The sequence below is a fragment of the Rheinheimera soli genome, from assembly GCF_031457405.1.
Classification (GTDB): Bacteria; Pseudomonadota; Gammaproteobacteria; order Enterobacterales; family Alteromonadaceae; genus Pararheinheimera; species Pararheinheimera soli_A.
This window is the reverse complement of record NZ_JAVDWR010000022.1, coordinates 1-12,543: the sequence shown is the minus strand read 5'-3', so window position 1 is coordinate 12,543 and position 12,543 is coordinate 1. Positions and strand designations below refer to the sequence as shown.

Genomic DNA, 12,543 nt, shown 5'->3' with positions numbered 1-12,543 from the left:
TATAACCATTAGATACCCAAGCAACAACAGAGCCTGCAATGACTGAACATTTTGACTATATCGCCATAGGTGGCGGCAGCGGCGGTATAGCCAGCGCCAACAGAGCAGCCAGCCATGGTCAGAAATGCGCCATTATTGAAGCCAAATTTTTAGGCGGAACCTGCGTTAATGTGGGTTGTGTGCCGAAAAAAGCCATGTGGTTTGCCGGACAAATTGCCGATGCCTTTAAGTACGCGCCGGATTATGGCTTCAATGTTGAAATGCCAGCCTTAAACTGGAGCAAACTGGTCGAAAGCCGCGAAGCTTATATTTCCCGTATTCATGGTTCTTACGACAGAGTATTAGCAAAAAACGGCGTTACAGTGATCCAGGGATTTGCCCGTTTTGTGGATAAAAAAACTGTGGAAGTAGATGGCAAACTCTACAGCGCCGACCATATCACCATAGCCACTGGTGGTCGCCCTGTGCGCCCTGATTTACCGGGAGCTGAACTTGGCATCGACAGCGATGGCTTTTTTGCCTTACAAAGCCAGCCAAAACGTGTGGCCGTGGTGGGTGCAGGTTACATCGCCGTAGAAATTGCAGGTGTGATGCAGGCCCTTGGCAGTGAAACCCACTTACTGGTGCGTAAAGACAAACCCTTGCGTGGCTTTGACCCTATATTGTCTGACACCTTAGTTGAACTGATGGCCAAAGATGGTCCTAAGTTGCACACTCACACCGAAGTCACTGCTGTCATTAAAAATACCGATGGCTCTTTAACTGTTCAGGTATCGACAGGCCAGAACCTGACAGTGGATTGTCTGATTTGGGCCATAGGCCGCGAGCCTGCCAACGATCAACTGCACTTGGAAAAAGCTGGTGTGGCGTTAGACGACGACGGTTTTATTCCTACAGATGAATTTCAGAATACCAATGTGCCTGGCATTTATGCCGTAGGGGATAACACAGGTCGTCTGGCGTTAACCCCTGTGGCAGTAGCGGCCGGACGACGTTTGTCAGAGCGGTTATTTAATAACAAACCAGACAGCAAACTGGATTACAGCACTGTGCCCACTGTGGTGTTTTCGCACCCTCCTATTGGCACCATAGGTTTAACTGAAGACGAAGCCCGTCAGCAATTTGGTGATGGCGAGGTGAAAGTATATCGCAGCGAATTTGCCGCTATGTATACGGCTTTAACCCAGCATCGTCAGCTTACCCGAATGAAACTGGTGTGCGCTGGCCCTACCGAAAAAGTAGTAGGTTTGCATGTGATAGGTTTTGGTGCCGATGAAATGCTGCAGGGGTTTGGCGTAGCCATCAAAATGGGCGCCACCAAAGCCGATTTTGACAACTGTGTGGCTATACATCCTACGTCTTCAGAGGAATTCGTTACGCTCAGATGATCATCAGCTAAACCTGAAATTGGGGTCACCCATTAGCCTCTCTGACCCCAATTTATCTACCATACCAATCTGAAAACCTCACTATGTCGTCTTCGCCTAAGTAAGTACCAGACTGCACCTCTATCAGTTCCAGTGCTATTTTCCCCGGATTTTCCAGCGAATGCACAGCCCCTAAAGGTACATAAACCGACTGGTTCTCCAACAGGTAGCTTTCGACGCCATTTATAGTGACCAAAGCTGTACCTGCCACTACTATCCAGTGTTCAGCTCTGTGATGATGCATTTGCACCGACAACTTTTGGCCGGGATTCACCGTAATATGCTTCACCTGATGCCGTGCGCCTTGAGCCAGTGAATCACTTTTGCCCCAGGGGCGGTAGAGTTCACGGTGAGTTTGATGTTCAGTGCGCCCCAATTCGCTCAACTGCTGCACTATGGCTTTTACGTCCTGTGCCCGATCTTTGGTCGCAACCAGTACTGCATCTCTGGTTTGCACCACCACCATATCCTGCACCCCCAAAGTAGCCACCAGGCCGGTTTCAGCCATAACGTAATTATTCTGGCTGTCCAGACTCAGAACCTCGCCTTTATGCACATTGCCGTCGCTGTTTTTATCCGAGCAGTGCCATAAAGACGACCAACTGCCCACATCACTCCAGTGTGTTTCCAAAGGCACCACCACAGCAGCATTGGTTTTTTCCATCACTGCATAATCCACAGACTCTGACGGACAGGCTAAAAATGCCTGTGGATCGACACGGATAAAATCTAAGTCCGGATTTACGTCAGCCATGGCCTGCTCGCAGGCAGCATGAATGTCCGGTCTGTGCGCTTTCAACTCTTTAAGATAAACACTGGCTTTAAATAAAAACATGCCACTGTTCCAGTAATAGTCGCCGCTGTTGATATAGGCCAGTGCAGCGTCCAGCTGTGGTTTTTCGACAAATTGCGCTACCTGATAAGCCTTGGCCTGGTTCAACTCTGTGGTTTGCCCTCTTTTGATATAGCCATAGCCTGTTTCGGCTGCGACAGGCACAATGCCAAAAGTGACTAAACGATCCGCTTCAGCAAACTCTGTTGCTGATGCAACAGCCTGCTGAAAACTTTGGGTATCGCCTATCAGATGATCAGCGGCCAGTACCAACAGCAAGGGGTCCTGACCTTTTTTAATAGCGGTAAATGCGGCCAGCGCAATAGCAGGGGCTGTATTACGGCCAGCAGGTTCCAGCACAATATTATGATAAAGCTGATTGATTTGCCTTAACTGCTCAGCAGCCACAAACCTGAGATCTTCATGGCAAATCACCAGCGCGGTTTGTGTATTCAGGCCTTGCAAACGATTCAGCGTAGCCTGCAGCATAGTGAAATCACCATCCAGTTTTAGAAACTGTTTTGGCATCAGTTCACGCGACATAGGCCATAATCTGCTGCCGGAACCTCCTGCCATAATCACAGGTAAAATCATCTGTTCTCCTTCGCCGTTTTATCTGTAGTGCCGGACGCGGCTGCTCTGATAAAACTAAAAGCTGCACTTTAGCTGTTTTGCTATAGTCAATACAAATCAGCTTCAAGGACTCTGGCTGCAATGCGTCTTTTTGCCTTCTGTTTCTATTGGTTCGGCCTTTGTGCTGCGGTTGCCAGCGAGCAAGAAATTGCCGTCGGCGCTTCAAATAATTTACCTGCCGATCACCCCAGCATTTTATTGATGGCTAAAGCCTATCAGCAGTTGGGCTATCAGATGACACTGATAGTGATGCCGTTGGAACGCAGCGCCCACGAAAGCAATAAAGGCCAACTACTGGATGCTGAATTAAGCCGCACTGCCCAAGCGGCGGAAATCTTGCCAAATATGCTCAGGGTTGAAGTGCCTATAGGCCATATCCGTATTACAGCTTTTAGCCGCAATCCAGCACTCAAAATTAATCACTGGCGGGATTTATCAGCCTTTCGTGTTGATGTATTGCGGGGTATTTATCTGGCCAGAGTGAATATGCAGGAGCAGGAGTACACTGAAGTAAACAGTATCAGTCAGGCGATACAACGGCTGTTGTCCGGCCGAACTGATGTGGTTGTTGCCTTAGGGGATGAAACCGAATGGCAGCTCAAGCAGCTGGAAAACCACGGCATTTACGCTATTGCACCTGATTTAGCCAAAACAGAAATTTTTCATTATGTGCATGAACGCCATGCGGCCTTAGTACCTCAGCTGGAAGCCGCATTGCGTCAGTTAATTGTGTCGTCTCACTAAGATTTGAAACGCGCCGCGTCCAGTATGGCGAATAAATGCGCAATACCGCCGATAATCGCTGGAATAATTAACCACCACATCGCATAACCCACTACTGTAATGACGAAAAACAATATAGCGGCAATTAAACGGCCCTGTAGCAGTTGGCCTAAACCCGGGATAAACAAACTACATAACGCGGCCAATACATTACCGCCTGATCCTTGTCCTGACATTAATTTTTACTCCAATTCGCTGTAGCTTCAGCTTAACATAACAAAGCAGGCTAAAAACGGGCAGCCTTTTTTTGTCACAAAAAATATCAAGGGCGGTAAAAACCGCCCTTGTGCATTCTAAAACAAAAGCTTAGAACTGGTAGCGTATGCTAACCAACCAACTGTTTACGTCATTAGGTTCCAGATTGAGTTGCTGATACCCCAGCCCCAGTTTCCAACCCGCAGCCAGTTGATAGTTCAGTTGCACACCAAGGTAAAAGTCTGTGCCATCATTCTTAGAGCGGATCACAGTGTTATCCATGCGGCTTTCTATTTCTGAATCCCAAAACAGCAATCCTAATGGCACTTCCAGACTCCATTGCTCGTTTTGCCATAAGGTAAAGCGCCCTGCGACAGTAAAACCATCCACCAGAACCGGAGTTACAGCTTTCACCAGTTCATGGTACTGCTGTGGTGTCAGACTTTCGGCTGTGATTTGACTGCTGGCTTCGCCTAAATCCAGATAACCCAGCTCCAGCGCAAAAACCGGATGCAGCTGATAACCCAGATTGATGCCAAAGGAACCGTCATTGTCATCAAAACCAGTAATGGTTCCATTGGGTAGTTCTTCCACCAAACGGCTTTGTTTTTGATCGGCTTTACTATGCCCAACCGAGCCTTGCAGATACCAATCAGCGCTCTGACTAAAGGGACTGAACGACAACAATGCCAGTGCCGCAAACCCCACTACTGAACGGCGACGTAACACCACAGCTCCTGCCAATACCATCACCATCCACCACGCCATACTGCCTCCGCTTGATTTGTTATCTACGACCACATCCTGATAAGCACGCACAGTCACACTGACCTGGGCCGACGCTTGACCATCAAAACCATCTGTTATTGTGTAGCTGATGGTGTCCACCCCGGCAAAACCGGTTTTTGGTGTATAACGCAGGCGTTGATCAGCCTCAATGCTGACAGTACCCTGCACAGCACTGGCACTACTTACCCTCAGCGTATGGCCATCTTCATCGGTATCATTGGCCAGCACAGCGATTAGCAACACTGTCTTATCATCGGTAGAAGCTACATCATTCACCGCTACCGGAGCTCTGTTGCCAACCACGCTGACCACTAACTCGCTGCTGGCCGTACCGCCCCTGCCATCCGTGATGTTGTAGATCACAGTATCTGTGCCTATAAAGTCCGGATTGGGTGTGTAGCTCAGCTGTTGATCATCCAGAATAGTAACAGTACCAAAACTACCCACAGCCTGGTTGACAGTTAAAGTATCACCATCCGGATCTGTGTCGTTGGCCAGCACATTGACAATAACTGTCATATCCATGCCAGTTGTTGCCTGATCCGGCATAGCCACAGGCAGGTTATTACCATTGAGTTCAACAGCTACACCACCAGGGTCAACAATAGCGTTGTTGGCAATGCCGTCTGCATCATTTGGACCACCATCTTCCACTGTCACCTGCACACACCAATGGCCTTCAGTTAAGCCTTCAGTCCATTCATTCCCACCAGGCGGTGGACAGAATCCACGTTCGCCTTGTGTACTGGCAACTGAGTTACGTTCATTGCTGACAAAGTCTACCCAGCCTGTTACATCACTGAACTTGCGATACACTGCATTAGCAGGCACAGGTGAACGTTGTGGCAATACCAGACTGTAACTTTGGCCTTTCTCCGGTAAACCATAAGCGATAAAGTCAAAGATACCGCCAATATTGGTCGCGACTTTATCCGTTTCGATAGCATCTTGAGCAATTTGCAAACCACCGGCATCCGTTTCAGCAGCTACAGTACCCAAACGTAAACAGACTCCCGGATCACCTTCGGCCAGGAATTCGGTTTGCCCCAAAAACTCAGTGGGCATTACGTTACATTCAGTGATGGCATCCAGATAGTCCGGAATACCATTCCCATTCGAATCGGCAAAACCTTCCTGATCATCAGGTATTAAATCACCATCTGAATCTTGCGATCCTAAAACAGGCAGACTTGGCCGAACCACAATAAAGACCCGGGTTGTGCCTGATAAATTGGGACTACCATTGTCTGTCGCTGTGTAGCTGACCTGATACAAACCCGGGCCTTGATTTGCAGGGTCAAAACTCAGTTGAGTTTGATCTGTGGTCACGTTATTCAGCCGACCAAAGTTCCATTCACCGCTCACCTGATCTTGCTGATTGGCGTCAGTTACAGTCGCTGTCACAGTCACCACACCGCCATTTTCACCCACAGTCAACCGGCTTTCGCCATTCTGCTGCACAGTTAAAGACACTACAGGGGCAATATTGGCTTCAGTGACCACAATACGGCTGGTACGCTGACTACCACGATTAACACTGGCATCCAGACTAATCACTATGTCTTCCGTGCCTTCGCTCTGACCATCTTCCAGCACGGTAAAGCGCAGACTGGTACTGACCCCCGAGCTGATTTCTGCCACACCTGACACCAGCGTATGATCATTGGCATCTGCACTGCCGCTGACGGTATAAGGCACTAACACCGGATACACAGGAGATGGACCATTGAGCATCACCTCAACCACCACGTCACTACCCTCTGTCACCAGTTGATCTTTGCTTAACGAGATCAGCGGATTCACACTGATTTTTTGTGCTTTGGTGGCTGTATTGCCCGCAGCATCAGTGGCTTGCCAGTAGACTATATGCTCACCAGGTGCGAAGAACAGACTGCCGTTGATTAAGGACACCCGCAGACGACGACCATTACGATCCACTGCCGTAGCTGTGCCAATAGGCACGCGGGTAAACAAGGCCGTTGCATTCACTTCAATATCAGCAGGCACTGTAATGACTGGCAAGTCAGCCGCAGCTCCTCCTTCAATAATAAGGCTCACATCAGCATTGTCCCGGCCTCCGTTCCCATCAGTGACTGTGTACCGCAGACTGACAGGTCCGACATAACGATCAGGAACTGTGACTGTTAAGCCTTCGGCATTAAAAGTAACGGTTCCAACGCTGCTTGAAGCACCATCAATAGTTAAGGTATCGCCATCCACGTCTGTGTCATTGGCCAGTACATTCAGCAGGTACTGATTGTTGTCCGTGCGCTGCAGATTGTAACTGTCATCCAGTGCTACAGGATTATCATTAACCGGCGTCACTGTCAGACTAATGGTGGCAATGTTCGAACTTAGCTCAGCATCTTTGGCAATAAATCCAATGCTGTCCGTACCATTAAAATCCTGATTCGGTGTGTACACCAACACGGCACCCTGTAGTGCTGCAGTACCATGTTCAGGCTGAGTCACAATCTCAAAGGTCAATTGGTCCTGATCCGGATCCTGAGCTGTTAAGGTCAGGCTCAACGTAGTGTCTTCTTTCAGAGTGGCAGAGCTATTTGCTGCTACAGGTGCATCATTAGTACTGACCACCACCAGCGTGAAGTTTTGTGTTGCAGTTAAACCACCGCTGTCTGTTACTACTAAACTAACCTGATGATTGCCCACATCAGCTCTGACTGGCGTACCACTTAATACCCCTGTTGCAGCATTAAAGCTTAACCAGGCCGGTTTAGTGGCTGCGCTGAAGGTCAGAGTGTCACCCACATCTTCATCTGTTGCCGTCAGAGTGTAGCTATAAGCAACACCCTGGGAAGCATTGGTTAAAGCCGTTGAGGTGATCACAGGTGCATCATTGACATTGGTTACTGTCAGCGTAAAGGCTGGTAAAGCTGCACTCAATTCACCGTCCGATACTGAAATCACAATACCAGCAGTAGCCCCTACATCGGCATTGCCCGGAGTTCCGGTTAAGGCTCCTGTCGCCGTATTAAAGGCTGCCCATGTTGGTTTATTGGTGATGCTAAAGGTTAAGGTTGTACCCACATCCACATCAGCCGCTGTAGGCACAAAACTATAAGCTGCGCCCTGAGCTACTGTGATTGCAGGAGTTCCGCTGATGGTTGGCGCATCATTGACATTGGTTACTGTCAGCGTAAAGGCTGGCAAAGCTGCACTCAATTCACCGTCTGACACTGAAATCACAATACCCGCAGTAGCCCCCACATCGGCATTGCCCGGAGTTCCGGTTAAGGCTCCTGTCGCCGTATTAAAACTGGCCCAGGTTGGTTTATTGGTGATGCTAAAGGTTAAGGTTGTACCCAGATCCACATCAGCCGCTGTAGGCACAAAACTATAAGCTGCGCCCTGAGCTACTGTGATTGCAGGAGTTCCGCTGATAGTTGGTGCATCATTGACATTAGTTACTGTCAGCGTAAAGGCTGGCAGTGCTGCACTCAATTCACCGTCTGATACTGAAATCACAATACCAGCAGTAGCACCCACATCGGCATTACCCGGAGTTCCGGTTAAGGCTCCTGTCGCCGTATTAAAGGCTGCCCATGTTGGTTTATTGGTGATGCTAAAGGTTAAGGTTGTACCCACATCCACATCAGCCGCTGTAGGCACAAAACTATAAGCTGCGCCCTGAGCTACTGTGATTGCAGGTGTTCCGCTGATAGTTGGTGCATCGTTGACATTGGTCACTGTCAGCGTAAAGGCTGGCAGTGCTGCACTCAATTCACCGTCCGATACTGAAATCACAATACCCGCAGTTGCTCCCACATCAGCATTACCCGGAGTACCGGTTAAGGCTCCTGTCGCCGTATTGAAGGCTGCCCATGTTGGTTTGTTAGTGATGCTGAAGGTTAAGGTTGTACCCACATCCACATCAGCAGCCGTTGGTACGAAGCTATAAGCTGCGCCCTGAGCTACTGTGATTGCAGGAGTTCCGCTGATAGTTGGTGCATCGTTGACATTGGTCACTGTCAGCGTAAAGGCTGGCAGTGCTGCACTCAATTCACCGTCTGATACTGAAATCACAATACCAGCAGTAGCACCCACATCGGCATTACCCGGAGTTCCGGTTAAGGCTCCTGTCGCCGTATTAAAGGCTGCCCATGTTGGTTTATTGGTGATGCTAAAGGTTAAGGTTGTACCCACATCCACATCAGCCGCTGTAGGCACAAAACTATAAGCTGCGCCCTGAGCTACTGTGATTGCAGGAGTTCCGCTGATAGTTGGTGCATCATTGACATTAGCCACAGTGACGTTAAAGCTTTGATCTGCAAGTAAACCTGCCGTATCTGTCACTCTTAATGTCACTGCATGTACACCTACATCGCTATTTGCCGGAATACCCGACAACACACCAGTGCCCGCATTAAAATTCAGCCAGGCCGGTTTAGTAACCACTGAGAAGGTTAAAGTATCTCCGACATCTACATCTGTCGCTGTAAAGCTATAACTGTAAGGCGAACCTTGAGTAGCAGAGGTGACAGGTGTTGAAGTGACAACAGGCGCATCATTCACATTCACCACTGTAATAGCAAAAGCAGCCAGTGAAGCTGTTGCAGTGCCATCGCTGACGCTGATCACTATGCCTGAGGTGGTGCCTACATGATCATTGGTTGGTGTTCCGCTCAGAGCACCAGTGGCGGTATTAAAGTTTGCCCACACTGGTTTATTACTGATGCTGAACGTCAGGGTTGTGCCTGCATCTGCATCTGTAGCCACTGGGGTAAAGCTGTACAGGCTGTCTTCATTCACTGAAGTTGCAGGGCTGCCGGAGATCACCGGAGTCGCGTTATAAAGCTTCACTACAGTTGCTGTGGCAGCTGCGCCAGCATTACCCACTGTATCGGTAAGAATAACACTAAGCTGTAATGTCCCTTCAGCCAGACCAGTGACGTTAATAGATCCAATCTGCTGATTGGCCGCTGTGACCACTCCGGTGTTGGTGACTGAATTAGTACCATCACTCACCACATAAGTGTAAGTGGAGCCGACCTCAGCACCAGCAAATACAAAACTCATGGAGGTCTGATTTGCAGCATCAATACGATTTTGCTGGATCACCACGCTATAGCCTGAAGGAGGCAATAAATCGATGGTTAGTTCATTACCTGTAGCATCAGTGCCAATATTGCCTTGTGCGTCTTCAGCACTGACAACAACATCATAAACACCGTGAGCCAAAGCTGTGATTTGATCAGCAGCAAGGACCCAACTACCATCGCCGTTATTGGTTGGTGTATAACTGTTACCGTCCACGGTCAGACTTAAGGTTGCAGTGGCATCATCCACTGTGCCCACCAAAGCAGGGCTGGGATTTGCAGTTACCAGTGGTGCTATTGTCACCACAGGAGCCACAGAATCCTGAGTCACAGTCACCACATCCACAGCAGCCGATACATTGGCGGCTTTGTCTTTGGCAATAACGACAAAATTATTTGCTGTGTTTTGTGTAAGAGGTGCCGTCAATGACCAACTGCCAGCAGTGACAGCCCCCACCTCGGCGCTGGCAAGCACTGCACTGTTATCTGCCACCCCATCATTGTCGGCGTCTGCAAACAATTCTACTGTGACACCATCTTCAGTGTGAGTACCGCTGATCAGTTGACTGAGGGTATTCACAGCCAGAGCCGCAGCAGGACTGGTAACAACTGGAGCAACAGGAGCAATAGAATCTTCAGTAATAGTAGGAACATCCACAGCAGCCGAAACATTACCAGCCGCATCTTCAGCTATGACCACATAGTTGTGTGCAGAGTCTGCTGTCAAAGGTTGTACCAAACTCCAGTTACCATCTGCATCGACCACAGCACTGGCCAGAATACCACCGTCTGCAGTGCCATCATTGCCTGTATCTGTATACAAGTTAATGGTCAGGCCAATTTCAGAATGAGTTCCCTTGATCTGGTAATTAGCAGCATTCACAAACACAGCCTGAGCCGGATCTGTCACCAGGGTCAAAGCCGGAGCAATCGTATCCACTTTAGCGGCGCTGTTATTAATACCACCGAAGCTTAAAGTTGCATCGTTATTGCCTGCATCCTTAATGGTCGCGCCATTGAGCAGAGACAAGCCATTACTGGCTATGGCAACACCAGAAGCAGTGGTATTTTCGCCGGCCTGCACTGTATAGCTGAAGGTTAAAACCCCAGCTGCATTACTGGTTAACACAGCCTGCCGGGTTGTGCCGTCTATATCTATCGCCAGACTGTAGTCAGAATTAGCATTAGATAACACCAAAGTCTCGCTAAAAGTCAGACTAAAGCTAACAGTGTCTCCGGCTTTGTAGTTACCACTGGCAATAGCCACTGAGCTAATGGTTGGCACATTGGCGTCTTTATTTACGGTATCGGTAACTGCAGGTGTACTGACGTTACCCGCAGCATCAGTTAAGGTCAGGCTGATAGTTAAAGTGCCATCATTTAAGCCGCTGACATTGAGTCCTGTGACTTGCTGATCGGCAGCCGCCACCACAAAAGAGTTGGTGACTGCTGTGCCACCATTACTGCTGCTGATACTGTATTCTGCCGTTGCCCCCACCTCAGCACCAGCCAAAGTGAAGCTTAATGCCGCTTGATTTCCGCTGCTGACAGAAGCCTGATCAAAAGCCACACCGCCAACGGCTGGCGCCGTTTTGTCCAGAGTGATCGCCAATGGATCAGAAGCCACACTGACATTACCCGCCACGTCTGTGGCCGTTAGTGTGATGTTATGAGCCCCTTCGCTGGTTACAGCTGCAGTGGTTAAACTCCAGCTGCCTCCTGTGGCTGTTGTAGCCCCCAGCGCATTGTCCACACTGGAGCTCAGGCTGACGGTACTGCCATCTTCTGCAGTACCGTTAAAAGTAAGACTGGTAGCGTTGGTCAAATTATCGCTGTTACTGCTGCCAGTATCCGAATTGGCATCCAGATCAGGTGCGGCAGGTTTGACTGGCGCTTCAGTATCTATAGTGACAGACAATCCAGAGGATGCAGCAGACTCATTGCCTGCCGCGTCCGTTGCTTTTGCTGTCAAAATATGGCTGCCTGCACTCAAAGCTGAACTGGTAATACTCCAGTTGCCACCAGTTGCTGTAGCACTACCCAACACAGTAGTCCCATCTGTATCATACAAAGTCACAGTGCTGTTTGGCTCTGCCGTTCCGGTAAAGGTTGGAGTAGTGACATTGGTAATATTATCAGTCTGGCTGCTGCCACTATCAGACCCGGCGGCCAGATCCGGCACCGATGGTGCATTGGGAGCTTCGGTATCTATAGCGTAGTTATTGGAGTCCGTTGTACCTGTACCCGCATTACCTGCCGTATCGGCCACACCTGTGTTATCTAAAGTAATCACATTGGTCGCGTTTGTAACACCAGCTGTTGGTGTAAAGGTTGCTGTCCAGGTGATTCCACCATCGCCGCTGCTGACGGCCGTTAAAGTACCGTTGGCTATGGTTAAATCGTCGTTGTTAAAGCCTGTCACAGCCTCACTAAAAGTGATAGTCACCAGCGAAGTTTCGCCTATCTTCAGTGCAGTATCAGCCACCACTATTGTGGCTGTTGGGCGTACCGTATCTATCGCATAGTTATTAGAGTTCGTTGTGCCAGTACCTGCATTCCCTGCTGTATCTGTTACACCCGTATTGTTCAGCGTAATGACATTGGTTGCATCTGTCACACTGGCCGTCGGTGTGAAAGTTGCAGTCCAGGTGATGCCGCCATCAGCGCTGCTGACTGCAGTTAAATCACCGTTGGCTATCGTCAAATCTGCGTTATTAAAACCTGTCACCGCCTCACTGAACGTAAAAGTCACCAGCGAAGTTTCGCCTGCACTTAATGCGTTATCCGCCACTACTATAGAGGCCGTTGGACGCACGCCATCTATGGC

The 12,543-nt window shown here is 49.2% G+C and carries 5 protein-coding genes; 2 read left to right on the top strand and 3 right to left on the bottom strand.

The window, feature by feature from the left end; translation table 11 throughout:
• Positions 1 to 38: 38 nt before the first annotated feature.
• Positions 39 to 1,388 (top strand): glutathione-disulfide reductase, encoded by a 1,350-nt coding sequence (gene gorA / locus J2W69_RS18605; protein WP_310281309.1) that lies wholly within the window; start codon positions 39 to 41, stop codon positions 1,386 to 1,388.
• Between the two features lie 52 nt (positions 1,389 to 1,440).
• On the opposite strand, the gene J2W69_RS18600 is transcribed toward gorA, so the two are convergent.
• Positions 1,441 to 2,853 carry a mannose-1-phosphate guanylyltransferase/mannose-6-phosphate isomerase gene (locus J2W69_RS18600; RefSeq protein WP_310281307.1) on the bottom strand — a complete coding sequence of 471 codons (1,413 nt, stop codon included), beginning with the start codon at positions 2,851 to 2,853 and terminating at the stop codon, positions 1,441 to 1,443.
• A 120-nt stretch (positions 2,854 to 2,973) separates the two neighbouring features.
• Between J2W69_RS18600 and J2W69_RS18595 the strand changes: the two genes are divergently transcribed.
• The gene (locus tag J2W69_RS18595; RefSeq protein WP_310281305.1) at positions 2,974 to 3,636 is read left to right on the top strand and encodes a transporter substrate-binding domain-containing protein; all 663 of its coding nucleotides are present in this window, start codon (positions 2,974 to 2,976) and stop codon (positions 3,634 to 3,636) included.
• Here the strand turns inward: J2W69_RS18595 and J2W69_RS18590 are convergent.
• Both J2W69_RS18590 and J2W69_RS18585 read right to left on the bottom strand, forming a co-directional pair.
• A complete protein-coding gene (locus J2W69_RS18590; RefSeq protein WP_310281304.1) occupies positions 3,633 to 3,851 on the bottom strand; it encodes a hypothetical protein in 219 nt (72 codons plus the stop codon). The two genes, J2W69_RS18595 and J2W69_RS18590, sit on opposite strands and share 4 nt — an antisense overlap.
• A 130-nt stretch (positions 3,852 to 3,981) precedes the next feature.
• On the bottom strand, positions 3,982 to 12,531 hold the full coding sequence (locus tag J2W69_RS18585; RefSeq protein WP_310281301.1) for an Ig-like domain-containing protein: 8,550 nt from the start codon (positions 12,529 to 12,531) through the stop codon (positions 3,982 to 3,984).
• Between the last annotated feature and the right edge of the window lie 12 nt (positions 12,532 to 12,543).

What these genes read in the sequence shown, in the direction of transcription:
- gorA (WP_310281309.1), top strand. Translation starts at nt 39, where the DNA reads ATGACTGAACATTTTGACTATATCGCCATAGGTGGCGGCAGCGGCGGT.
- J2W69_RS18600 (WP_310281307.1), bottom strand. Translation starts at nt 2,853, where the DNA reads ATGATTTTACCTGTGATTATGGCAGGAGGTTCCGGCAGCAGATTATGG.
- J2W69_RS18595 (WP_310281305.1), top strand. Translation starts at nt 2,974, where the DNA reads ATGCGTCTTTTTGCCTTCTGTTTCTATTGGTTCGGCCTTTGTGCTGCG.
- J2W69_RS18590 (WP_310281304.1), bottom strand. Translation starts at nt 3,851, where the DNA reads ATGTCAGGACAAGGATCAGGCGGTAATGTATTGGCCGCGTTATGTAGT.